The organism is Streptomyces sp. CB02261, from assembly GCF_001905665.1.
Taxonomy (GTDB): Bacteria; Actinomycetota; Actinomycetes; order Streptomycetales; family Streptomycetaceae; genus Streptomyces.
This window is the reverse complement of the sequence record NZ_LIVX01000002.1, coordinates 606,931-631,580: the sequence shown is the minus strand read 5'-3', so window position 1 is coordinate 631,580 and position 24,650 is coordinate 606,931. Positions and strand designations below refer to the sequence as shown.

At 73.8% G+C, this 24,650-nt stretch carries 18 protein-coding genes; 12 read left to right on the top strand and 6 right to left on the bottom strand.

Annotated features, from left to right (window positions below; genetic code table 11):
* Positions 1-134 precede the first annotated feature (134 nt).
* Positions 135-1,397, top strand: coding sequence for an ATP-binding protein (locus tag AMK29_RS08385; protein WP_073810004.1), 1,263 nt, complete (start codon positions 135-137; stop codon positions 1,395-1,397).
* Entirely contained in the window at positions 1,394-2,110 is a 717-nt protein-coding gene (locus AMK29_RS08380) for a LuxR C-terminal-related transcriptional regulator (RefSeq protein ID WP_073810000.1), read from the top strand. Before AMK29_RS08385 ends, AMK29_RS08380 begins: the two co-directional genes overlap by 4 nt.
* Positions 2,111-2,125: 15 nt before the next feature.
* On the opposite strand, the gene AMK29_RS08375 is transcribed toward AMK29_RS08380, so the two are convergent.
* Complete coding sequence (locus AMK29_RS08375; protein WP_073809995.1) at positions 2,126-3,223, bottom strand: C40 family peptidase; 1,098 nt, start codon at positions 3,221-3,223, stop codon at positions 2,126-2,128.
* 341 nt (positions 3,224-3,564) lie between these two features.
* On the opposite strand from AMK29_RS08375, the gene AMK29_RS08370 reads away from it, so the two are divergent.
* Together AMK29_RS08370 and pcrA are read left to right on the top strand one after the other, a co-directional pair.
* Entirely contained in the window at positions 3,565-3,918 is a 354-nt protein-coding gene (locus AMK29_RS08370) for a hypothetical protein (RefSeq protein WP_073809991.1), read from the top strand.
* 122 nt (positions 3,919-4,040) lie between these two features.
* The gene (gene pcrA / locus AMK29_RS08365; protein ID WP_073809988.1) at positions 4,041-6,491 is read left to right on the top strand and encodes a DNA helicase PcrA; all 2,451 of its coding nucleotides are present in this window, start codon (positions 4,041-4,043) and stop codon (positions 6,489-6,491) included.
* 93 nt (positions 6,492-6,584) lie between these two features.
* Here the strand turns inward: pcrA and AMK29_RS08360 are convergent, their stop codons facing one another.
* The gene (locus AMK29_RS08360; RefSeq protein WP_073809984.1) at positions 6,585-8,237 is read right to left on the bottom strand and encodes a M23 family metallopeptidase; all 1,653 of its coding nucleotides are present in this window, start codon (positions 8,235-8,237) and stop codon (positions 6,585-6,587) included.
* 222 nt (positions 8,238-8,459) lie between these two features.
* Entirely contained in the window at positions 8,460-9,251 is a 792-nt protein-coding gene (locus AMK29_RS08355) for an esterase/lipase family protein (protein WP_073809980.1), read from the bottom strand.
* A 306-nt stretch (positions 9,252-9,557) separates the two neighbouring features.
* On the opposite strand from AMK29_RS08355, the gene AMK29_RS08350 reads away from it, so the two are divergent.
* Positions 9,558-9,965: a cobalamin B12-binding domain-containing protein gene (locus tag AMK29_RS08350; protein ID WP_073809976.1), complete on the top strand. Its 408-nt coding sequence runs from the start codon at positions 9,558-9,560 to the stop codon at positions 9,963-9,965.
* A gap of 223 nt (positions 9,966-10,188) precedes the next feature.
* Here the strand turns inward: AMK29_RS08350 and AMK29_RS08345 are convergent, their stop codons facing one another.
* Complete coding sequence (locus AMK29_RS08345) at positions 10,189-11,841, bottom strand: DUF5691 domain-containing protein (protein ID WP_073810717.1); 1,653 nt, start codon at positions 11,839-11,841, stop codon at positions 10,189-10,191.
* A gap of 185 nt (positions 11,842-12,026) precedes the next feature.
* Positions 12,027-13,364, bottom strand: a complete 1,338-nt coding sequence (locus AMK29_RS08340) for an SWIM zinc finger family protein (RefSeq protein WP_198942198.1) — start codon at positions 13,362-13,364, stop codon at positions 12,027-12,029.
* A gap of 146 nt (positions 13,365-13,510) precedes the next feature.
* On the opposite strand from AMK29_RS08340, the gene AMK29_RS08335 reads away from it, so the two are divergent.
* The 6 genes from AMK29_RS08335 (at position 13,511) to sucD (ending at position 21,402) form a co-directional block, all read left to right on the top strand.
* A complete protein-coding gene (locus AMK29_RS08335) occupies positions 13,511-13,924 on the top strand; it encodes a hypothetical protein (protein ID WP_073809972.1) in 414 nt (137 codons plus the stop codon).
* A 251-nt stretch (positions 13,925-14,175) separates the two neighbouring features.
* Complete coding sequence (locus AMK29_RS08330; RefSeq protein ID WP_073809968.1) at positions 14,176-15,333, top strand: ATP-binding protein; 1,158 nt, start codon at positions 14,176-14,178, stop codon at positions 15,331-15,333.
* A complete protein-coding gene (locus tag AMK29_RS08325; RefSeq protein WP_073809963.1) occupies positions 15,330-17,609 on the top strand; it encodes a DUF5682 family protein in 2,280 nt (759 codons plus the stop codon). The genes AMK29_RS08330 and AMK29_RS08325 overlap by 4 nt, the downstream gene beginning before the upstream one ends.
* Positions 17,606-18,793 carry a VWA domain-containing protein gene (locus AMK29_RS08320; protein ID WP_073809959.1) on the top strand — a complete coding sequence of 396 codons (1,188 nt, stop codon included), beginning with the start codon at positions 17,606-17,608 and terminating at the stop codon, positions 18,791-18,793. The genes AMK29_RS08325 and AMK29_RS08320 overlap by 4 nt, the downstream gene beginning before the upstream one ends.
* A 525-nt stretch (positions 18,794-19,318) precedes the next feature.
* The gene (gene sucC, locus AMK29_RS08315) at positions 19,319-20,497 is read left to right on the top strand and encodes an ADP-forming succinate--CoA ligase subunit beta (RefSeq protein ID WP_073809956.1); all 1,179 of its coding nucleotides are present in this window, start codon (positions 19,319-19,321) and stop codon (positions 20,495-20,497) included.
* Between the two features lie 20 nt (positions 20,498-20,517).
* A complete protein-coding gene (sucD, locus tag AMK29_RS08310) occupies positions 20,518-21,402 on the top strand; it encodes a succinate--CoA ligase subunit alpha (protein WP_073809952.1) in 885 nt (294 codons plus the stop codon).
* An 89-nt stretch (positions 21,403-21,491) separates the two neighbouring features.
* On the opposite strand, the gene AMK29_RS08305 is transcribed toward sucD, so the two are convergent.
* Positions 21,492-22,901, bottom strand: coding sequence for a helix-turn-helix domain-containing protein (locus AMK29_RS08305; RefSeq protein WP_073809949.1), 1,410 nt, complete (start codon positions 22,899-22,901; stop codon positions 21,492-21,494).
* 119 nt (positions 22,902-23,020) lie between these two features.
* Here AMK29_RS08305 and AMK29_RS08300 point away from each other — a divergent pair, with 119 nt between their 5' ends.
* Positions 23,021-24,634 (top strand): cell division protein PerM, encoded by a 1,614-nt coding sequence (locus tag AMK29_RS08300; protein WP_107422543.1) that lies wholly within the window; start codon positions 23,021-23,023, stop codon positions 24,632-24,634.
* The last annotated feature ends 16 nt before the right edge of the window (positions 24,635-24,650 follow it).

Here is a 24,650-nt window from a genome sequence, read left to right as displayed (position 1 = left end):
ACGTCGAGCGGCACCGGGACCGACCCTGGCCCGACCCTGATATTCGGTGCCCTCTCTTCCCCGAGGCCGTACCAGGGACGATCTCAGGGCAGACCCTGATGTCCCGGGCGGGCCGCACGTGTGACGATCAGTGCATGTCCGCAGCCGCTCGTGTCACCGAGACCGACGAACCGCCCGTGCGCAGGCTCTACCGGAGCGCCGACGGGCGATGGCTCGGCGGTGTCGCCCGTGGCCTCGCCGGTCACCTCGGCCTTCCGGTCGTCTGGGTGCGGGTGATCTTCGTGGTCCTCTTCTTCACGGACGGCCTTGGACTCCTGCTCTACGCGGCCTTCTGGATCGTCGTCCCGCTCGGTGTCGGCGGCCGGACCACCCCGCGTCCCGTCTTCGAGACCACGCCGGACGGGCGCCGAAGACTGCGCAAGCCCGACCGTGGGCAGATCTTCGCGCTGATAGCCCTCGCGATCGGCGGCGCGGTCCTCGTCGGCAACATCAACGTCGACAACGAGACCGGACGGTACGTCTGGCCGGGGATACTCATCTGCGTCGGCGTCGTCCTGGTCTGGCGCCAGGCGGACAACGCCCGCCGGGCCAGCTGGACCGACGCGGGACGACGCGGCCGCGCCTTCCACCTCGCCCGCGGCCTCGTCGGGGTCGCCCTGGTCGGCACGGGCCTCGCCGTCTTCATGGTGGTCCGCGGCTCCGTCGCCCAGCTCGGCACGGCCCTCACCGCGGCCGTCGCGGTGCTCACCGGGATAGCCCTGCTCGCCGGCCCGTGGCTGGTCCGGATGTCGCAGGACCTCACGGAGGAGCGGACCATGCGCATCCGCGCCCAGGAGCGTGCCGAGGTCGCCGCCCATGTCCACGACTCCGTGCTGCACACCCTCACCCTGATCCAGCGCAACGCCGAAGACGCGGGCGAGGTCCGCCGCCTCGCCCGCGCCCAGGAGCGGGAACTGCGGAACTGGCTGTACAAGCCCGAGGGCACCGGCAGGGACGAGGAGCCGGAGACCCTCGCCGAGGCGGTGAAGAAGGCCGCCGCCGAGGTCGAGGACAAGCACGGAGTGCCCCTCGAAGTGGTCGTCGTCGGGGACTGCCCGCTCGACGACGGGCTCGTCGCGCAGATGCAGGCCGCGCGTGAGGCGATGGTCAACGCCGCCAAGTACGGTGGCGAGGGCGGGGCCGTGCAGGTGTACGCGGAGGTGGAGGGCCGTACGGTCTTCGTCTCCGTGCGGGACCGGGGACCGGGCTTCGACCTCGACGCGGTGCCCGAGGACAGGATGGGCGTACGAGAATCGATCATCGGCCGGATGCAGCGCAACGGCGGCACCGCCCGGCTGCGGGCCGTGCCCGGCGGGGGCACCGAAGTGGAGCTTGAGATGGAGAGGGCGGACGGATGAGCGACGAGACCGGGGCAGCGACCGGAACCGATGCGGGGGCGGCGGGGACGGAGCGCCGGGTGCGGGTGGTGCTCGTCGACGACCACCGGATGTTCCGTACGGGGGTGCAGGCCGAGATCGGCCGGACCGAGGTCACCGGCGTCGAGGTGGTCGGCGAGGCGGCCGACGTCGACCAGGCGGTCACCGTCATCACGGCCACCCGCCCCGAGGTCGTCCTCCTCGACGTGCACCTTCCGGGCGGCGGCGGGGTGGAGGTGCTGCGGCGTTGCGCGAGCCTGATGAGCGCGCCGGAGGACCCGGTTCGCTTCCTGGCCCTGTCGGTCTCCGACGCGGCCGAGGACGTGATCGGGGTGATCCGGGGCGGCGCCCGGGGCTACGTCACCAAGACGATCACCGGCACCGATCTGGTGGACTCGATCTTCCGGGTGCAGGAGGGCGACGCCGTCTTCTCGCCCCGGCTGGCCGGGTTCGTCCTGGACGCCTTCGCCTCGACGGACGCGCCCCCGGTGGACGAGGACCTGGACCGGCTGACCCAGCGGGAGCGGGAGGTGCTGCGGCTGATCGCCCGGGGGTACGCGTACAAGGAGATCGCCAAGCAGCTCTACATCTCGGTGAAGACGGTCGAGTCGCACGTCTCCGCGGTGCTGCGCAAGCTCCAGCTCTCCAACCGTCACGAGCTGACCCGCTGGGCGACCGCCCGCCGCCTGGTCTGAGCCCGCCGCGGTCCCTCATCCCACTCGGGTCGCTCCGGCGAAGGGCATCTCGTCGATCGGGGCGACCCGGATCGGGGCGCCCGGCCGGGGGGCGTGGATCATCTGGCCGCCGCCGATGTAGAGCCCGACGTGACTGATCCCGGAGTAGAAGAAGACCAGGTCACCCGGGGCCAGCTGGGAGCGGGAGACGCGCGTGCCCGCGTTGATCTGGGTGTACGTGGTGCGGGGCAGGGAGACACCGGCCGCGCGCCAGGCCGCCTGGGTGAGGCCCGAGCAGTCGTATCCGGAGGGCCCCGTCGCGCCCCACACGTACGGCTTGCCGAGCTGGGCGCGGGCGAAGGAGATGGCCTCGGCGGCCCGCGTGTTCGGGGCGGTCACCGGCCCGCGCCCGCCGCCCGAGGAGCGGTCGGCACGCGCGGTGGCGGAGCCGGTCGAGCCAGCGCTCCCCGTCGAGGTGCCGGAGGCGTCCCGACCGGCCGCGGCGGCCTCGTACCGGGCCCGCTCCTCCGCGGTCAGGCGGGCGAGGAGGGTCCGTGCCGACGCGAGCCTGCCCGTCACGGCAGCCTTCTGCCGCCGCAGCTCCGCCTCGTGCTCCCGGAGCGCGGTCAGGCGCCCCTCCGACTCCGCGCGCAGCTGCCGGATCGCGGCGAGCTCGCGGCGTACCGCCGTGACCGTGGCGGCCTGGCGGTCCCCGGCCTTCTCGGCCAGCGCGGCCCGCTCCAGATATTCGTCGGGGTCGGAGGTGAGGGCGAGCTGCACCGCGGGGTCGAGGCCTCCGGACCGGTACTGGGCGGCGGCCACGGCCCCGAGCCCGGCCCGCGCGGTGTTGAGCCGCTGGGTCCTGCGGGCGGCCTCGTCGCGGAGCCGGTCGAAGGCGGCGCGGGCCTCGTCCGCCCTCTCCGCGGCCCCGTTGTACCGCTCCGTCGCGACCTCGGCCTCCCGGTAGAGCCGGTCGACCTTCGCCGTGACCTGGGCGGTGGTGGGCCGGGGCTCCGCGTGTCCGGATCCCTCGAAGAGCGTCGCCGTCGCGGCGGAGGCGAGTGCGAGGGTGGCGGCGGTGCGGACCGCCTGACCGGCGAGGGGAGGCTGCTTGGGTTTCCGGTGTGCTGCCACGAGGGCGGGTCACATCCTCTGCCTGGGGGACCGGGCCCGCCGGGCCGACGGCGGGCCGCACAGGGGAGACGGACCGCCGCCGGGTTTTCTCGGCGGGGGCGACCGACAACCGCCGGAGCGCCGGCGGTGGTGGGGAGTCGGCCACCTGGTGGAGGACGCTAGGCCTGGGGTCACGCCCGGACGGTGGGTTGACCGTTATTGGCGAGAGTTGTCGGACGGCGACCGGTCTCTTCCGTCCGCGACGAGGGGCCGGAGGCATTCCTGCGGTGGACCGACCGAACCACGGGAGTGGGTGGACCCGCCCCCAGGGCAGTGCTAAGGCCCCGGTTAGGCTCCGCCCCATGGACGTACTCATCAATGTCTTCGTCGCCCTGCACATCATCGGTATCGCCTCCCTGCTGGGCGGTTTCCTCACCCAGATGAAGGCGATGGGAGCCGGTACGGCCCGCTTCACCCCCGCGATGCTGCACGGCGCGCTGGTCATGCTGATCACCGGTGTCGCGCTCGTCGGCCTGAACCAGGCGGACGACCAGACCGTGAACAACATCAAGATCGGCGTCAAGCTGGCGGTGCTCGTCGTCATCCTCGGCCTCGTCTACGTCAAGCGCGACGAGGAGAAGGTCGACAAGGGCCTCTTCGCCGCCGTGGGCGGCCTGACCACGGCGAACATCTTCATCGCGACCCTCTGGACGTGACGAGCGGCACCCCCGGCGGGGCCCTGGCCCCCTCGGGTGTGACCGGTTCCGCAGCCCCGTGAGGAAGGCGGGTCCCGAAGGCGGGCCCGGATGTCGGTGGGGCGTCCTAGACTCGTGAGGCGATGAGCAGCCTCTTTGACGACAGCTTCCTGGCCGGTCTCCAGAACCACTCCTCGGAGGAGCCCCCGCCCCACCCCGAGGACGACGACCACGGCTCCCCGGCCGTGGAGGAGGTCCCGCACGGCCTCTTCGGGGAGCACTTCGACGTGCCCCCGCAGGCCCGGGACGCGTACTACCGCGACGGTGCCCCGCGCCCCGTCGTGGACGCCGCCGCGCTCCTGGAGGGGCTGAACGAGCAGCAGCGTGCCGCCGTCGTCCACACCGACACCCCGCTGCTCATCGTCGCGGGCGCCGGCTCCGGCAAGACCCGGGTCCTCACCCACCGCATCGCCCACCTCCTGGGCACGCGGCACGTGCACCCCGGCCAGATACTGGCGATCACCTTCACGAACAAGGCCGCCGGCGAGATGAAGGAGCGCGTCGAGCAGCTCGTCGGACCGCGGGCGAACGCGATGTGGGTCATGACCTTCCACAGCGCCTGCGTCCGTATCCTGCGCCGCGAGTCGAAGAGGCTCGGTTTCACCTCCTCCTTCTCGATCTACGACGCCGCCGACTCCAAGCGCCTGATGTCCCTGGTCTGCCGTGACCTCGACCTCGACCCGAAGAAGTTCCCGCCGAAGTCGTTCAGCGCCAAGGTCTCGAACCTCAAGAACGAGCTGATCGACGAGGAGACCTTCGCCGACCAGGCCGTCGACGGCTTCGAGAAGACGCTCGCCGAGGCGTACCGGATGTACCAGGGACGGCTGCGCGAGGCCAACGCCCTGGACTTCGACGACATCATCATGACGACGGTCCACCTGCTCCAGGCGTTCCCCGACGTCGCCGAGCACTACCGCCGCCGCTTCCGCCACGTCCTCGTCGACGAGTACCAGGACACCAACCACGCCCAGTACACCCTCGTACGGGAGCTCGTCGGCACCGGCTACGAGGACCTCGGCCCGGCCGAGCTGTGCGTCGTAGGCGACGCCGACCAGTCGATCTACGCCTTCCGCGGCGCGACCATCCGCAACATCCTCCAGTTCGAGGAGGACTACCCGGACGCGACGACGATCCTCCTGGAGCAGAACTACCGCTCCACGCAGACGATCCTCTCCGCCGCCAACGCCGTCATCGAGCGCAACGAGTCCCGCCGCCCCAAGAACCTGTGGACGAACGCGGGCGCGGGCGCGCAGATCACCGGCTACGTCGCGGACACCGAGCACGACGAGGCCCAGTTCGTCGCCGACGAGATCGACCGGCTGACGGACGCCGGCGAGGCGAAGGCCGGGGACGTCGCCGTCTTCTACCGGACCAACGCCCAGTCCCGTGTCTTCGAAGAGATCTTCATCCGCGTCGGACTGCCCTACAAGGTCGTCGGCGGCGTGCGCTTCTACGAGCGCAAGGAGGTCCGGGACGTCCTCGCGTACCTGCGGGTCCTCGCCAACCCCGAGGACAACGTCCCGCTGCGCCGCATCCTCAACGTCCCGAAGCGGGGCATCGGCGAGCGCGCCGAGGCGATGATCGACGCCCTCTCGCTCCGCGAGAAGATCACCTTCCCGCAGGCCCTCAAGCGGGTCGACGAGGCATACGGCATGGCCGCCCGCTCGGCGAACGCCGTCAAGCGTTTCAACGCCCTCATGGACGAGCTGCGGACCGTCGTCGAGTCCGGCGCCGGCCCCGCCGTCGTCCTGGAGGCGGTCCTGGAGCGCACGGGTTACCTGGCCGAGCTTCAGGCCTCGACCGACCCGCAGGACGAGACCCGTATCGAGAACCTCCAGGAACTCGCCGCCGTCGCCCTTGAGTTCGAGCAGGAGCGCGGCGAGGAGCCCGCGACCCTCGCGGAGTTCCTGGAGAAGGTCGCGCTCGTCGCGGACTCCGACCAGATCCCGGACGAGGACGAGGAGGGCAGGGGCGTCATCACCCTGATGACCCTGCACACCGCCAAGGGCCTCGAATTCCCCGTGGTGTTCCTGACCGGCATGGAGGACGGCGTCTTCCCGCACATGCGCGCCCTCGGCCAGGCGAAGGAGCTGGAGGAGGAGCGGCGCCTGGCGTACGTCGGCATCACGCGCGCCCGTGAGCGGCTCTACCTGACGCGTTCGTCGATGCGCAGCGCCTGGGGGCAGCCCTCGTACAACCCGGCCTCGCGTTTCCTGGAGGAGATCCCGCCCACGTATCTGGAGTGGAAGCGGACGGGTCCGATGGCGAAGCCCGCCGGGCCGACGTCGGGGATCACCTCGTCGCTCTCCTCCTCGCGTTCGCGCTCCGGTCCCTCGGGCTTCGCCACCCGGCGCGCCGGGGAGAAGCCGGTGATCTCCCTCCAGGTCGGCGACCGGGTCACGCACGACCAGTTCGGCCTCGGCACGGTCATGACGGTGACGGGCGCGGGCGCCGACGCCCAGGCGACGATCGACTTCGGCGATGAGAAGCCGAAGCGGCTGCTGCTGCGGTACGCGCCGGTCGAGAAGCTGTAGCGCGAAGAGCCCGGCGGGGAGAGCGCTGACACGTACGGGTGAGGGCCCCGGCCGAAGCCGGGGCCCTCACCCGTACGTACGGAGAGACGCGGGTCAGTTGGTCGGGTCGAGGCCGTGGCTGCGCAGCCAGGCCAGCGGGTCGATCGCGTAACCGCCGCCCGGCCGGACCTCGAAGTGGAGGTGCGGGCCGGTGGAGTTGCCGGAGTCGCCGGAGTACGCGATGACGTCGCCGGCCTTGACGGAACCGGAGCGGTACCGGGCGCTGCTGAGGTGGCAGTACCAGGTCTCGGTGCCGTCCGGGGCGGTCACGATGACCATGTTGCCGTAGGCGCTGTTGATCTGGGTGCGGACGGTGCCGTCCGTCGCGGCCCGCACGGGCGTGCCGGTCTGGACGGGGAAGTCGATGCCGGTGTGCACGGACATCCAGTTGACGCCCGACTGGCCGAAGCGCGCGCTGAGCCGGTGGAGCTCCACCGGCAGGCTGAACTTGGGCCGCAGCGCCTCCTTGCGGGCCGCCTCCTCCTCGCGCTTCTTCTTCTCGGCCGCCTGACGGGCCTTGAGGTCGATGCGCTCCTGGGTACGGCTGGCGCGCTCACCGAAGTCGCGGGCGTCGGCGCTGAGCGCGGCGAGCTGGGTGTCGAGCGCGCTGTTCGCGGCGACCTGCTTGACGGAGGCCGGGTCGGCGGCGGCGAGCGACTTCGTGTCGTCCTTCTGGCCGCCGTCGGTGCCGGTTCCGGTGAGGCCGCCGACGGAGGCGGCGGCGATGCCGGCCACGCCCATGACGCAGGCGGAGGGGACGGCGACGGTCAGCAGCGCGGAGCGCTTGGCGGGGGTACGGCGGCGGCCGCGGCCGCCGGCGGAGGAGCGGCGCACGGAGCGGCCGGCGGCGGGGGAGTCCGTGCGGACCTCGACGGCCGGCTGGTCGTCGAGGTCGCTCCGCGGCTCTTCGGCGGGGTCGTACGCGTCCTCGGTGCCGTCCTCGTCCGTGAAGCCGTCGGCGTCGTGGGTCTCCCCGGAGTGCTCGGTGTGCTCGGCGGCGTGTTCGTCGTAGGCGTGCTCCGCCTCGGCGCCGTCCGTCCCGGTGCCGGGGACGTACTCGAACGCGAACTCGGCGGTGTGCTCGGCCCGCGGCACGTACTGGTGCGGGACGACCGGCTCGGCCTCCGGGGCCGTCTGGTTCCACGCGGTCGCGTCGAAGGCTCCGGTGTCGGTCGCGAAGGCGGGGGCGGCCCACTGGCCGGTGGCGTCGTAGGCCTCGTAGCCGTAGGTTCCCTGGGCGGCGTAGGCGCCGGAGTGGACGGTCTCGTACGGGGCGGTGTGCTGGGCCTCGGTCCACGCGGAGGCGTCCCACTGGCCGGTGGTGTCGTACGAGGGGGTGGCGTGGCCGGCGTCGTACTGCCCGGTCGTCGTGGCGTAGGTGCCGGTGGCCGCGTAGGCGCCGGTGGTGTCCCACTGCCCGGTGGCGTCCCACTGGCCGGTCGTGTCGTAGTGCCCGGTCGTGGTGTGCTGCGCGGGGGAGCCGTACTGCGCGCCGGTGTCGTACCCGGCCGTCGTGTCGTACTGCGTGCTGTCGTACTGCCCCGTCGCCCCGTACGCGCCGGAGGCGTCGTACCCGCCGAGGTCCCACTGGCCGCTGGGGTCGGCCGCGTTGTCGGCGTAGGCGCCGAAGAGGGGGTCGGTGGCGAAACTGCCGGTGGGGTGCGCGCCGTCTCCGACGTACCCGGCGTGGGGGTGCTGGTCGTTCACCAACGTCTCTCTCGCCTCGGCAGCAGGACCAGTCCGGGGCGTCCCGACGAGGGGTGTCCCGGGGGTAAGCAGTGGCGCGACTGTACCCGGCGGTATGCGCAGCCGACAATCTTCGGAGGGGTTTGCGGGCGCAGGAAACGGGCAATCGGCCGTGTTTCGCCAGCTCACGGGCAGAGCTTTGGCCTTGTGTTCGAGGAACGTTCGAAGAACGGCGCCGGAGTGTCAGGCGACGGAGCTCGCCCCGGGCTCGTCCGCGCCGATCGCCCGGCCCTCGGGTCCGCATCCGTCGAGGGCTTCGAGGACACCGGTGGCCACCGTCGGGTGGACGGGCAGCGCGAGATGCCCGATCCCACTGACGCGGACGTTGTGCACCAGCAGATCGGCGTGGTCGAGCCGGGCGGTCTCCACCGGCACCATCACCCGGTCGAGGTCGCTCCAGAAACTGACGAACCGGGTCCGGCAGCCGGGCGCGGGCCCGGCGAGCTCCCGCAGCACCTCCGAACCGGGGCGCATCTGCCGCACCAGCGGGTGCGCGTCGGCGAGCGGGGCCACGGTGGTGCCCGCGTGCGGGGTGCCGAGCATGACCAGGGTGCGCACCCGGCTGTGACCGCCGAGACGCTGTACGTAATAACGGGCGATGAGCCCTCCCAGGCTGTGCCCGACGATGTCGACCTCGGCGTGCCCCGTACGGACGCGGATCTCCTCCACCCGGCGGCCGAGCACCTCGGCGGCGGTCCGCAGGTCACAGGTGAGCGGGGAGTAGTTGAGCGACTCGACGCAGTCACGGCCGTGCCGGGCGAGCGCGCGACGCAGCAGGACGAAGACCGAGCGGTTGTCCATGTAGCCGTGCAGGAGGATCACCGGACGCCTGCCCGGGACGAGCGTCTTCTGCGGAGCGGAGGGCGCGAGGCGCTCCGCCACGATCCCGGACGGGTACAGGACGAGATGCCCGGTGAGGATCGCGAGCTCCAGGGCGGTGGCCCTCATCAGGGCGGTGACCTTGGTGAGCTCCATGGCCGGCCTCCCGAACGGTGCGCGGGGCCGGACGGTACGCCCGGTGCGCCGTGCCTCCGCACCGCACGGACGGCGGCACGGAGGCACGGCGGACCTCGTCGCGGCTCCCTGTGCGTCGGGCCCCGCTTGCGGCTGGTGGGCCCGGAAGGTGGGCCCGAAAGCGGGGTACGGCGCAGAGCGAACAATGTCCCACGTGTGATTTCCCCCTCGCTCGCCTCCGCGAAACAGCCGGGTGCGGGATGCTGGAGATAACGTTCGTTCACTTCCCCGGCCATCGGGCGCGGGGGTCCGCATGTGGAGGCAGTGATGGGTGTGAGCGGTCCGATCCGCGTGGTGGTCGCCAAGCCGGGTCTCGACGGTCACGATCGCGGGGCCAAGGTGATCGCGCGGGCACTGCGCGACGCCGGTATGGAGGTCATCTACACCGGGCTCCACCAGACGCCGGAGCAGATCGTCGACACCGCGATCCAGGAGGACGCCGACGCGATCGGTCTGTCGATCCTCTCCGGAGCGCACAACACGCTGTTCGTGAAGGTCCTGGAGCTGCTCAAGGACCGCGACGCGGAGGACATCAAGGTCTTCGGCGGCGGCATCATCCCCGACGGGGACATCGCGCCGCTGAAGGAGAAGGGCGTGGCCGAGATCTTCACGCCGGGCGCGACGACGGCGTCCATCGTCGACTGGGTGAACGCGAACGTCCGGGTGGCCGCGTAACGCCGAGTACGTCACTCATGGCGCCGAGTGTGCCGGTCGGTGGCACTGCGCCACCCGTGGCACCCGGCGTGGCACTCGTGGCCCATGGTGCAGCACTCGTGGCGCATGGTGTGGCACTCGTCCTGCACCGTGCGGCGTCACGCGTGATGCCCCGCGCGCCCGTACGTCACGCCCGTCCTGCCCTTCAGGGTCCTCCCCCGACCGGGGAGGGCCCTTACCCGTGTCAGGGGTGCGCCGGTACGGAGGGCTCGCCCGGTTCCGGAGTCGCCGGCGGTTCCGTGAGCTCGGCTTGCATCGCCGCGCGGAGGCGGAGCGTGGAGACCAGGCGCTGGAAGGCCTCGGACCAGTAGCCGCCCGCGCCCGGCGCGGTGTCCTCCGCCTCGTCGGGCGGGGCCGTCAGGGCCTCCAGCTGCCGCGCCGCCTCCGGGGCGAGACAGCGCTCCGCGAGGCCCATCACCCCGCTGAAGCTCCAGGGATAACTGCCGGCGTCCCGTGCGATGTCGAGGGCGTCGATCACCGCCCCGCCGAGCGGCTCCGCCCAGGGCACGGCGCAGACACCGAGCAGCTGGAACGCCTCCGACAGGCCGTGGGCCGCGATGAACGAGGCCACCCAGAGCGCCCGCTCCTGCGGCGGCAGCGTCGACAGGAGCTGGGCCCGCTCGGCCAGTGACGAGGTACCGGGACCCGTCGCGGGCGGGGTCGCGGGGGAGCCGAGCAGCGCGCGCGACCAGTCCGCGTCCCGCTGCCGGACGGCCGCCCGGCACCAGGCCGCGTGCAGCTCGCCCTGCCAGTCGTCGGCGACCGGCAGCGCCACGATCTCCTCCGGGTCGCGCCCCCCGAACCTGGGCGGCCAGCAGGACAGCGGAGCGGCCTCGACGAGCTGGCCGAGCCACCAGGACCGCTCGCCCCGCCCCGCCGGGGGCGATGCCGTGAGGCCGTCCCGCTGCATGGCCGTGTCGCACTCGTGCGGTGCCTCCACGGTGATCGTCGGGGACTCCGCCGTCCGGTCGAGGCCGACGCAGGAGACCGCCCGGTCCGCCATCCGGCCCGCGAGGGCCGAGGCCGGCAGGGCCGAGAGCAGCTCGGCGGCGGTGGCCCGGACGTTACGGCTGCGGTCGCCGAGGGCCGCCTCCAGGAACGGCTCGTCCGCGTCGGAGAGCCCGGCCCGCAGCGAGTCGAGGAACATCAGCCGGTCCTCCGCCCGCTCGGCGGACCAGGTGGACGCGAGGAGCGCGAGTCCGGCCGCCGGGTCCACGGTCCGTACGGCGGTGAGCAGGGCGACCCGCTCGGCGAACAGTCCCTCGTCCCACAGCGCCCGCACACCCTCCCGGTCGTCGGGGGCCGGAAGGGAACCGCCCGCGCCCGCACCCCGGAGGGCGAACCTCCACTCGGGGTTGAGCCGGGCGAGCCAGAGGCCGCGCGGCCCGGCGAGCCGCAGGGCCTGCGGTCGCAGGTCGGAGCGGGCCCGGGCCGCGTCGAGAAGGGCGGGCAGGGCGGCGGCGGGAGCCCGGTACCCCCGCTCGTCGGCGAGGGCCAGCCACTGCGGCAGCAGCTCGGCGAGGTCGGGGGCGGCCCCGCGCCGCCCGGCGGGCGAGGGCGCGGTCCGGCCGGCGAGCAGCTGGTCGAGCCGCCGCCGGGCAGCCCCGGGCAGCGGGCCGCGCGGGTCCTCGGGGGCGGGCTCCGGTGGCGGGGCGGCGGGACCGGGGCGCAGCCCGGCCCTGCGCCGTACGGTGTGCAGCGCGACGGCGTCCAGCAGGGCGCCCGGCAGGTCCGCGCCCGCCACCCCGGAGAGCGCGGCGGGTGTCCTCCGGTCCGTACCGAGCAGCGCCGAGGTGACGAGCTCCTCCCAGACGTCGGCCTCCCGGGTGCCGTCCATCCGGATATCTATGTCCCGGATGTCTTCGTCCCGGATGTCCACGCCCCGGGTGCCGTCCTCCCGGGTGTTGGCCCCCTGACTGCCGCCTGTAGGGGCGCTTTTCGCACCGCCGTCGCCGTCGCCGTCACCGCCGACGGCGGGAACCGAGGCCGTCGTGTCCTTCTCCACCGGTCCTCCGTGCGGGTTCATATGAGCGGGACCGTCTCCCCCGGGGACTCCGGGGACCAGGCGGCGAGAGGGGTGAACCCCCGGTGCCCGCACTCGCCGAAGACGGTGACCGGACCACCGCCGGACAGGGCGACGAGGCGCCAGAGGCCGGGCCGGGACTGGGCGGTGGGTGTCAGCGGCACGGCCTCGCGGCCGTCCGCGTCGGCGAGCTGCCAGCCGTACTCGGCGCGCGCGGGTACGACCTCGGTCAGCGTCACCGGCCAGGAGTCCAGCCAGGGGTCCTCGGTCAGCGCGCGGCCGTACGCGTCCAGGGCCTCGCCCACCGGCCCGCCCGGCGGCGGGGCCGCGGGGCCCGTGACCGGGACGAACTCCTCGCCCGGCTCCGCCCGCAGCTGACCGGAGCCCGCGTGCGGGGTCACCTCCCCGTCGAGCACCGCACCCACCGGGAGCGCCAGCCGGGGAGGCCGGCCGGCCGCGCCGAAGGAGAGCAGCAGTGCCGTGCGCCCGCTCGTCGTGCCGTGCAGCCAGATGCGCCGGGTCGTCAGCCGGGCGTCCGAGGCGTCGTACTGCGCGAGGACGTGCCAGTGGTCGCGCACCGGGGCGCCGTCGGCGGGGGCGGTGAGACCCACCCGGGTCCGTACGGTCATCGCGAAGGGGGCGGGCAGCCGGTCGGCGGCCAGCCAGGCGCGGTCGAGGAGATGGGTCAGCGCGCACTCCTCCAGGAGCCGCACCGGCCAGCCGGGACCCGAGCCCGGTATCGACGCCAACTCCCTGGCCCGGCCGGCGAGTCCCGGCGCCTGGGCGTCGACCATGCGGGCCGCAGTCTCCTCCCACAGCCCGTGGCCGGACTGCTCGGCCCCGGCGAGCCCGCCGCGCAGCAGGTCGGCGAGCCGCTGCTCCAACTCCTGGGCGCCCGAGGTGATCCGGGCGGCTCGCCGCTCCGCCCTGCGGCGCGCCGCCTCGGGGTCCGCCGGGCCTTCGGTGCCGGACCGAGGGGTGGCGCCCTGGGCGCGGCTCCGGCGCGTGGTGAGCCAGGACCCCGCCCAGTCGGGCACGGCGGAGTCCTCGAACGCCGCACCGTCCGCCGCCTGGAGGAGCAGCAGGCCGAGGGCGTGCTTGCACGGGAACTTGCGACTGGGGCAACTGCACGAGTACGCCGGGCCGGTGGTGTCGACGACCGTCCGGTACGGAGAGCTGCCGCTGCCCTTGCACACGCCCCAGACGGCGCCCCCGTCGCAGCCCGTGCCGGACCACGGTCCGGCCGTGCCGAGCCTGCTTCCCGCTCTGCGCGAGGCGTCGTCAGGAGCCAGTGCCAGCACCTGCTCGACCGTCATGCGCACCCCCATGGCATTCATGTCCCCGACGGTAGAGGTCGCCACTGACAACGCCGCTGGCCTGGGGAGTTGGGCTGCGCGGGCCACCGGGGGCGAATTTGACTTTACCCTCCCTTTACGATTGCCTGCCCGGACCAATCGATCCGCACGCGTCCAGGGGGAACCCCATGAAGCGCACCGTCCGCACCGCCGTCTCGGCTCTCGCCGTCGTCGGCCTCGCACTCGGCCTCGGCGCCTGTTCGGAGGCCGCCGAGAAGGCCGCCGACCAGGTCGACAAGTCCGTCACCGAGTCCTACGAGGTCACCTACGAGGTCACGGGCACGGGCATCGAGTCCATCGACTACCACGCCGGCGACGGCACCGCGATGGCGCCGAAGGTCCAGTCGGAGAAGAAGCCGACCACGCCGTGGAAGAAGACGGTGAAGCTGAAGGGCATCATGCCGCCGGCCGTCATGCCGGTCTCCCTCACCCCCGCCGACCTCACCTGCAAGGTCATCTACCAGGGCAAGGTCCTCAAGGAGGCCAAGGCCGAGCAGGCGATGGCCGGCGGCTGCGTCGCCGTCTCCCCGGTCGTGGGCTGACCCCCGGTCATCTCCGCCCACCTCGCGAGGAGCCGGCCCCCGGGCACCCGCTCCGATCCCGCGACGGGCCGGCCCCCGGGCATACGCGCCGACCCCGCGCCGAGCCGGGCACCGGTCATCTGCGGCGGCACCAGGGCGAGCTGACCGGCCCTCACCTTCGAACCATGCCCTGACCAGCGCGGACACCTGATTGTCAGTGGCATGGTGCACGGTGGATCACACAGCAGGTCGAACGATCTGGAGGGGGATCCATGCCCGTGCCCGAAACCATCGCGCAGCCCGGTTCCGGTGTCGAGACGGACACCGGGCCGGGGCAGCCGCAGGCCGTGACCGAGGTCCTGCGGCCGCACGCGGAGCACGCCTTCGCCGACGAACTCGCCGCGCTCGCAGCCGCCGACGACCGGCCCCGCCCCGCCCGCTGGCGCCTCTCGCCGTGGGCCGTCGCCACCTACCTTCTCGGCGGCACCCTCCCCGACGGCACGGTGATCACACCCAAGTACGTGGGACCGCGCCGCATCGTGGAAGTCGCCGTCACCACCCTCGCCACCGACCGGGCGCTGCTCCTCCTCGGCGTGCCCGGCACCGCCAAGACCTGGGTCTCCGAGCACCTCGCCGCCGCCGTCAGCGGCGACTCCACCCTCCTCGTCCAGGGCACCGCCGGCACCCCCGAGGAGGCCGTCCGCTACGGCTGGAACTACGCCCGGCTCCTCGCCCACGGCCCCAGCCGGGACGCCCTCGTGCCTAGCCCCGTGATGCGGGCGATGTCCCAGGGCATGACCGCCCGCGTCGAAGAGCTCACCCGCATCCCCGCCGACGTCCAGGACACGCTCATCACGATCCTGTCCGAGAAGACCCTCCCCGTGCCCGAGCTGGGCCAGGAGGTGCAGGCCGTCCCCGGCTTCAACCTGATCGCCACGGCCAACGACCGCGACCGCGGCGTCAACGAGCTCTCCAGCGCGCTCCGCCGCCGCTTCAACACGGTGGTCCTGCCCCTGCCCGCGACCCCCGAGGCGGAGGTCGACATCGTCGCCCGCCGCGTCGAGCAGCTCGGCCGCTCCCTGGAACTGCCGGCCGTCCCCGACGGCGTCGACGAGATCCGCCGGGTCGTCACCGTCTTCCGCGAACTGCGCGACGGGGTCACCACCGACGGCCGGACCAGGGTCAAGTCCCCCTCGGGAACGCTCTCCACCGCCGAGGCCATCTCCGTCGTCACCGGCGGCCTCGCCCTCGCCGCCCATTTCGGCGACGGCGTGCTGCGCCCCTCGGACATCGCGGCCGGCGTCCTCGGCGCGGTCGTCCGCGACCCGGCGGCGGACCGGGTCGTCTGGCAGGAGTACCTGGAGACGGTGGTCAGGGAGAGAGACGGCTGGAAGGACTTCTACCGCGCCTGCCGCGAGGTGGGCGTATGACGCCCGCCGCCACGGCCCGGGGCGGCGGGCCGCTCCTGCTCGGGGTCCGGCACCACGGGCCCGGGTCGGCGCGTGGCGTGCGAGCCGCCCTGGAGGCCGGCCGGCCGGACGTGGTCCTCGTCGAGGGCCCCGCCGAGGCCGACGCCCTCGTCGCCCTCGCCGCGGACCCCGACATGCGGCCACCCGTCGCACTGCTCGCGCACGCCGTGGACGACCCCGGCCGGGCCGTGTTCTGGCCGATGGCCGAGTTCTCGCCCGAGTGGGTCGCGATCCGCTGGGCCCTCGACCGGGGCGCCGCCGTCCGCTTCGTCGACCTGCCCGCCGCCCACACCCTCGCCGCCTCCGACCCCACCTGGGACGACAGCGAGGACGAGGTCTCCGAGCCCGACCCGCGGATCGATCCGGTGGCCGAACTCGCCGCCGCGGCCGGGTACGAGGACGCCGAGCGCTGGTGGGAGGACGCCGTCGAACTGCGCGCCGACGGCGACCCCACCGCCCCCTTCGAAGCCCTCGCCGAGGCCATGGGAGCCCTGCGCGAGGCGTACGGACACGGCGGCCACCCCCGCGACCTCGTCCGCGAGGCGTACATGCGGATCCAGCTCCGCGCCGCCCGCAAGGAGTTCGGCGACGCGGTCGCCGTCGTCTGCGGCGCCTGGCACGTCCCCGCCCTCACCCGGAGGACGACCGTCACCGCGGACCGGGCCCTGCTCAAGGGCCTGCCCAAGGTGAAGACCGAGATGACCTGGGTCCCCTGGACCCACCGCAGGCTCGCCCGCCGCTCGGGATACGGAGCCGGGATCGAGTCGCCCGGCTGGTACGGACACCTCTTCACCGCCCCCGACCGGCCCGTCGAGCGCTGGATGACCAAGGTCGCCGGGCTCCTCCGGGCCGAGGACCACCTCGTCTCCCCGGCCCACGTCATCGAGGCCGTCCGCCTCGCCGACACCCTGGCCGCCCTGCGCGGCCGGCCACGGCCCGGCCTCGACGAGACGACCGACGCCGTCCGCGCCGTCCTCTGCGAGGGCTCGGACGTCCCGCTCGACCTGGTCAGGGACCGCCTCGTCGTCGGCGACCTCCTCGGCGAGGTCCCGGCCGCCGCCCCCGCCGTCCCCCTGCAACGCGACCTGACCCGCCGCCAGCGCACCCTGCGCCTCAAGCCCGAGGCCACCGAGCGCGAGCTCGACCTCGACCTCCGCAAGGAGACGGACGGCGACCGCAGCCGGCTGCTGCACCGGCTGCGCCTCCTCCACGTCCACTGGGGCGAACCGGCCGCCGCACGCGCGGGCACCGGCACCTTCCGGGAGACGTGGCGGCTGCGCTGGGAGCCCGAGCTGCACGTCCGGGTCGCCGAAGCAGGCGTCTGGGGCACCACCGTCGAGGCCGCCGCCACCGCCAGAGCCCGCTCCCGGGCCCTCGCGGCGACCGCCCTCTCCGACATCACCGGCCTCGCCGAGCAGTGCCTGCTCGCCGGACTCACCGACGCGCTCCCCGTCGTGATGCGGGCGCTCGCCGACCGGGCCGCGCTCGACACCGACGTCACCCACCTCGCCCAGGCCCTCCCGGCCCTGGCCCGCTCCCTGCGCTACGGCGACGTCCGGGGCACCGACACGGCGGCCCTCGTGGAGGTCGCCGCCGGCCTCGCGGAACGGATCTGCGTCGGCCTCCCGCCCGCCTGCGCCGGCCTCGACACCGACGCGGCCACCGCCATGCGCGAGCGGATCGACGAGATCCACCAGGCCGTCGCCCTGCTGCCGGACGCGGACGGGACGACCGAGCGCTGGGCCGGCGTCCTGCGCCGCCTCGCCGACCGCGACCGGATCCCGGGCATCCTCAGGGGCCGCGCCGCCCGGCTCCTCCTCGACGAGGGAAGGATCCCCGACACCGAGGCCGCCCGGCTCATGAGCCGCGCCCTCTCACCCGGCACCCCGCCGCCCGACGCCGCCGCCTGGATCGACGGCTTCGTCGGCGGAGCCTCCGGCGGCGGACTGCTCCTCGTCCACGACGAGCGGCTCCTCGGCCTGGTCGACACCTGGCTCACCGGCGTACCGGCCGACGCGTTCACCGACGTCCTGCCGCTGCTCCGCCGCACCTTCTCCGACTACGAGCCGGCCGTGCGCCGCACCCTCGGCGAACTGGTCGCCCGGGGCCCCGGCACCGGCGGCCCCGGACACACCGCACCCGGCGTCCCCGGCTTCGCCCCCACCCCCGACCCGGACCGGGCGGACGCCGTCCTCCCCCTCCTCCACCTCGTCCTCGGCACGGAGGTCATGGCATGAGCACCCACGTGAACCGGCCGACCCCGGCGGACGACGAGCGGACCCGCCGCTGGCGGCTCGTCCTGGGCGGCGGGGACGCCGACGGCACCGGCCGCGCGCTCACCGGCACGGACGCCGCCATGGACGGAGCCCTCACCGCGCTCTACGGGCGTACGCGGCAGCCCGACCGCGCCGGACGGGACCGCGCCGGACGGGACCGCTCGGCCGGACTCGGCGCCTCGGCACCCTCCGTCGTCCGCTGGCTCGGCGACATCCGCACGTACTTCCCCAGCTCCGTCGTCCAGGTCATGCAGCGCGACGCGATCGACCGCCTCGGCCTCGCGACCCTCCTCCTGGAGCCGGAGATGCTGGACGCCGTCGAGGCGGACGTGCATCTGGTCGGCACCCTGCTCTCCCTCCACAAGGCCATGCCCGAGACGACCAGGGAGACCGCGCGGGCCGTCGTGCGCAAGGTCGTCGACGACCTGGAGAAGCGCCTCGCCGGCCGCACCCGCGCGACCCTCACCGGCGCGCTCGACCGGTCCGCACGGATCAGCCGGCCCCGGCACCGGGACATCGACTGGGACCGCACGATCCGCGCCAACCTCAAGCACTACCTGCCCGAGCACGGCACGGTCGTCCCCGAGCGGCTCATCGGCCACGGGCGCGCCTCCCGGGGGATACGGAAGGAGGTCGTGCTCTGCGTCGACCAGTCCGGTTCCATGGCCGCCTCCGTCGTCCACGCCTCCGTCTTCGGCGCGGTGCTCGCCTCCATGCGGTCGATCGCCACCCGGCTCGTCGTCTTCGACACCGCCGTCGTGGACCTGACCGACCGGATCGACGACCCCGTCGACGTCCTCTTCGGCACCCGGCTCGGCGGCGGCACCGACATCAACCGAGCCCTCGCCCACTGTCAGTCGAAGATCACCCGCCCTGCCGACACCGTCCTCGTCCTCATCAGCGACCTGTACGAGGGAGGCATCCGCGACGAGATGCTGAAGCGGGTGGCGGCGATGAAGGCCTCGGGCGTCCAGTTCGTCGCGCTGCTCGCCCTCTCCGACGAGGGCGCCCCGGCCTACGACCGCGACCACGCGGCGGCACTCGCCGCCCTCGGCGTCCCGGCCTTCGCCTGCACCCCCGACCTCTTCCCCGAGGTCATGGCGGCGGCCCTGGAGAAGCGCCCCCTGCCGATACCCGCCGACTGACGGCCCCGCCCGGCCCTGCCGGCCCGACCGGCCACAACCGCCCCAACCGGCCACAACCGCGCCCGCCGGCCCGACCGGCCACAACCGCCCCCGCCGGCCCGACCACCCCGACCGGACGCGACGGGTCGTTCCGGTGCGGAATCCGTCGTCGCGGAGCCGTCCGAGCGGGTGCCGCGGGCCGACTGAGGCTCATATCACACCGTCGCCGGACCGCCCCTCACCCGTACTCCCGGCGCGTCGTGAGGTGCCGAAACGCCAAGCCCCGCCTGCCGCGAGCGCCGCACGTCCCCACCGCGCTTCCCCTACGGACGGCCCCTCTGCCCCTACGATCTGTGACCCGTATCACCGCTCAGTAGTGACCTGCGATTTAGGGACCCACGTCCCACGGCGATAACCTGCGAGACGGACATGCCGCGTCCACGGACACCGTGTACGCCTCCCTTGTGACAGATGCAGTCACGTTGCCCTCCGCGGCACGCCCACGCAGACAACGAACCGCGATCATCAGAAAAGGGACGGACGCGCGTGGACCTGTTCGAGTACCAGGCGAGGGACCTCTTCGCCAAGCACGGTGTACCGGTGCTGGCCGGTGAAGTCATCGACACGCCTGAGGCGGCGCGCGAGGCCACCGAGCGTCTTGGCGGCAAGTCGGTCGTCAAGGCGCAGGTGAAGGTCGGTGGCCGCGGCAAGGCCGGCGGCGTGAAGCTGGCCGCGACCCCGGACGAGGCCGTCGCCCGCGCGACGGACATCCTCGGGATGGACATCAAGGGCCACACGGTCCACAAGGTGATGATCGCGGAGACCGCTCCGGAGATCCTCGAGGAGTACTACGTCTCGTACCTCCTCGACCGCACCAACCGCACCTTCCTCGCCATGGCGTCCGTCGCCGGTGGCATGGACATCGAGGAGGTCGCCGCGACGACCCCCGAGAAGCTCGCGAAGGTGCCCGTCGACTCCAACACCGGTGTCGACATCGAGAAGGCCCGCGAGATCGTGGCCCTGGCGCAGTTCCCGGCCGAGGTGGCCGAGAAGGTCGCCGAGGTCCTCGTGACCCTGTGGAAGACCTTCGTCGCCGAGGACGCGCTCCTCGTCGAGGTCAACCCGCTGGCCAAGGTCGCCTCCGGCGACATCCTGGCCCTGGACGGCAAGGTGTCTCTCGACGAGAACGCCGACTTCCGTCAGCCCGAGCACGAGGCGCTCGAGGACAAGGCCGCAGCCAACCCGCTCGAGGCTGCCGCCAAGGCCAAGGGCCTCAACTACGTCAAGCTCGAGGGCGAGGTCGGCATCATCGGTAACGGTGCCGGTCTGGTCATGTCGACCCTGGACGTCGTCGCGTACGCCGGTGAGAACCACGGCGGCGTGAAGCCGGCCAACTTCCTCGACATCGGCGGCGGCGCCTCCGCCGAGGTCATGGCGAACGGCCTGGAGATCATCCTGGGCGACCCGGACGTCAAGTCCGTGTTCGTCAACGTCTTCGGTGGCATCACCGCCTGTGACGAGGTCGCCAACGGCATCGTCCAGGCCCTGGAGCTCCTCGCCTCCAAGGGCGAAGAGGTCACCAAGCCGCTGGTCGTGCGCCTCGACGGCAACAACGCGGAGCTGGGTCGCAAGATCCTGTCGGACGCCAACCACCCGCTGGTGCAGCGCGTGGACACCATGGACGGAGCGGCCGACAAGGCCGCCGAGCTCGCGGCTGCGAAGTAAGGGACGAGGGAACCAGAGCCATGGCTATCTTCCTCAACAAGGACAGCAAGGTCATCGTCCAGGGCATGACCGGTGCCACGGGCATGAAGCACACCAAGCTCATGCTGGGTGACGGCACCAACATCGTCGGCGGCGTGAACCCGCGCAAGGCCGGCACGACCGTCGACTTCGACGGCACCGAGATCCCGGTCTTCGGCTCCGTCGCCGAGGCGATGAAGGAGACCGGCGCCAACGTCTCGGTCCTCTTCGTGCCGCCGGCCTTCGCGAAGGCCGCCGTCGTCGAGGCGATCGACGCCGAGATCCCCCTCGCCGTCGTCATCACCGAGGGCATCGCCGTGCACGACTCCGCCGCGTTCTACGCGTACGCGGTGGAGAAGGGCAACAAGACCCGTCTCATCGGCCCGAACTGCCCCGGTCTCATCACCCCTGGCCAGTCCAACGCCGGCATCATCCCGGGCGACATCACGAAGCCGGGCCGCATCGGCCTGGTCTCGAAGTCCGGCACGCTGACGTACCAGATGATGTACGAGCTCCGTGACATCGGCTTCTCGTCCGCCGTCGGCATCGGTGGCGACCCGGTCATCGGCACCACGCACATCGACGCCCTGGCGGCCTTCGAGGCCGACCCGGACACCGACCTGATCGTCATGATCGGTGAGATCGGCGGCGACGCCGAGGAGCGTGCGGCCGACTTCATCAAGGCCAACGTCACCAAGCCGGTCGTCGGTTACGTCGCGGGCTTCACCGCGCCCGAGGGCAAGACCATGGGCCACGCCGGCGCCATCGTCTCCGGCTCCTCCGGCACCGCCCAGGCGAAGAAGGAGGCCCTGGAGGCCGCGGGCGTCAAGGTCGGCAAGACGCCGACCGAGACGGCCAAGCTGGCGCGCGCCATCCTGGCGGGCTGACTCCAGCGGTAGCCACACGAGAGGGCCCCGCCCCCGACCGGTCACCCGGACGGAGGGCGGGGCCCTCTCGCATGCGTGGACGGCGGCGCCTACTCGGCCGTCGGGACCAGCCGCTCGGGGCCCGGGTTCGGCTCGGCGCGGAGCCGCTCGCGGAGTTCCAGGTCCTCCGGGCGGAGCTGCTGGGGGCCACCGCGCACCGGGACGCCGTTGACGGTCTCGCCGGGGGCGTTCACCGGGATGTACCGGGTCGGGGCCGTGACCGCCGCGAAGCCGGTGACCGCGATGAGGACCGCCGTCGCACCGATCACCGCGCGGGTCCAGGTGCGGCTCCGGCGTTCGCTGCCGGCCCGGACCGATCGGGCCGCCGGGAGGGTGGCCGTCGGCTCCTCCGCGACCAGCGCGCCGAGCTGCCGGTGCAGCGTCTCGGGCTCGGCGAGCTCGGGGATGCGCCGCGCGAGGACGGTACGGGCGTGCAGCAGCCGGTTGGCGGCGGCGGGGGTGCTCGCCTCGGTCTCGGCCGCCGTATCGGGCAGGTCGAGGCCGAGCCCTTCGTAGAGCAGGACGGTACGGCGGTACGACGGCGGCAGTTCGAGGAGCGCGGCCAGCAGCGCCCTGCGGTGCGCCTCAGCCGGCGGGGCGTCCGGGTGTTTGTGCGCGCGGCGCAGCCGGTGCCAGGGGGAGAGGGCGTACTCGTACGACGCCGCCCGCACCCAGCCCACCGGGTCGGCGTCGACGGCGACCTCGGGCCAGCGCTCCCAGGCGCGGTGGAAGGCGTACTCGACGGCCTCGCGGGAGAGCCCCCGGCGGCCGGTCAGCAGGTACGCCTGGTGGACGAGCGCGGGTGCGGCGTGCGCGTAGAGCTCGTCGAACGCCTCCTCCGGGGTGAGACCCGGCACGGCGGGCTCCGGAGCGGCCTCCGGGGCCTCCGCCGCCATCGGTTTCAGCCGCTCCTGCGGCTTCGTCATCCCCTTGCGCGGGCCCTTCGGCGGCTTGGCGGCGCGCCTGGCGGCGGCCTGGGGGCGCATGTCGGCGGGCCTGGAGGGCGACGACCTGCCCGGGGCGGGGGTCGGGGCCGGGGCGGGGGCAGGAGCCCGCGCCTCCGCCCGCGCCTCCGCTTGCTCCTGTGCCTCCGCCTGCTCCTGATCCTGCGACGGAGGCTCGGTCTCGGCCTGGATCTCGGCCTGGTCCCCGGTCCCGGGCCGGGACTGGGCCGTTCGGGTCTGTGGCCGGTGTTCCGGGGAGTCGCTCCCGGCCGGGGACTCCGGCGAGGTGGGCGCGCCGATCGGCTCGCACGAGCCGAGCAGCTTCGCGTACGCCTCGCGCTTGCGGCCCCGTGGCGCCGAGCGCCCGGTCTCCCACGACTTGACCGTGGCCTTCGTGACGCCCATGGCCTCGGCGACCTGCTCCTCGCTCAGGGCGAGGGCCTCACGCAACCTGCGCCGCTCCTTCGGGGTCGGCAGGGTGACGGAGGATGCGGAATGCGCGGTGCTCCGGCTCATCGGCGTCTACCTCCCGCAGAGCTGCTGTGGGCGGAAAAGTACATAAACGTATCTTGAGCGACACAACGGAGGTTTGCCTGTTACGTGGCGAAAGCGCGTGTCGTTGGCAGCATGGCTCCGTGACCCACGTGATCGAGCAGCCCCTGGTCCAGGGCGGGCGTTCCGCCGCGCTCGCCGCCGCCTGTGTCCGGGGCGGGGTCGCCGCCGGGCTCGGCCTCGGCGCCCTCGCGGTCCTGGTGGTCGCCGCGTGGATCAGCTCCCCGTACCCCGACAGCGGTCCCGGCGGCGCCCTCCACCTGGCCGCCGGGCTCTGGCTGCTCGCCCACGGCGTGGACCTGGTCCGTACGGACACCCTGTCCGGCCTGCCCGCACCCCTCGGCATCGTCCCGCTGCTCCTGACCGCCCTGCCCGTCTGGCTCCTCCACCGGGCGGCCCGCGACACCCTCGATCCGGGCGATGACGACGACCGGCCGCGCCCCTCCGCGGGCGCTGCCGTCGCCGCCGTGGCGGGCGGCTATCTGCTGGTCGCGGCCGTGGTCGTGGTCTACAGCGCGAGCGGCCCGCTGCCCGCCGACCTGCTCACCGCCGGGTTCTGGCTGCCCGCCGTCGTCGTCGGCGCGGCCGGGGCGGGCGTATGGACGGCGCTGGGCCGCCCGCTGCCCGGGCAGCGCCAGGCGGCCGCCGCCCTGCGTGCGGCGGGGCTGGGGCTCGTGACGCTGCTCGGCGGCGGCGCGGCGGCCGCGGCGGTGTCGCTCGCCTGGCACGCCGGCGAGGCGCAGGCCGCGTACACGGGCCTCGCGGGGGAGTGGTCGGGGCGGGCGGCGGTCCTGCTGCTCGTCCTGGCGCTGCTGCCGAACATGGCCGTGTGGGGGGCCGCGTACGGCCTCGGGCCGGGCTTCACCCTCGGTACGGGCGCGCTCGCGACCCCGCTGGGCCTCGCCGGGGATCCCGCCGTGCCGCCCTTCCCGCTCCTGGCCGCGCTGCCCGGCGAGGGGCGGGGGACCTGGATCCACTGGGCGGCCGCGGCGGCCCCGCTGGCCGCCGCCCTGGTCCAGGGCCACCGGGTGGGCCGTCCGGCACGGATGTGGGCGGCCCGGGACACGGCGCTGACGGCGCTGGGCGCGGCCTGGGGCTGCGGGGCGGCGGTCGCGGTCCTCACGGCCGCGGCGGGCGGTCCGCTCGGCAGCGGCCGGCTCTCCGCGTTCGGCCCGGTGTGGTGGCAGACGGGCGCGGCGACGGTCCTGTGGGGTGCCTGCCTGGGCGTACCGGTGGCCCTGGGCGTACGGGCGTGGGGCCGCCGCTCCCTCCGCCCGAAGCCGCTTCCGGTGCCGACGCCGCCGACCGGTCCGGAAGCACAGGCCGCGGCGGGCACCCGCTTCACCTCCAGGCTCGGGCGCCTCACCGGCCTGCTCCGCCTGGGCCGCGCCGCGGCGTCACCCTCCGGCCGGGGCCAGACGCCCGACGGAGGCCCCACCCCGGTCGGCGGTCCGCCCCCCGGCCACGGCCTCGGCTCCGTACCGCCGGCCGCTCCCGACCCGTCGACCCCCGCAGGGGCGCAGCCCGGGGCCTTCTGGCCCGCGTCGCCGCCGGCCGCCCGGCCCGCCTCCGCCCCCGACGCCCGGTCCGCCTCCGACCTGGGGCTCGACGACGACCCGTACGGCGACTCCGCCTTCGAGCCGTACGACTACCTCCCGGCCGCCTGGGAGTCCACCCCGCCCCCGGACAGCAGATAGGCCCCCGCCTGGGGCG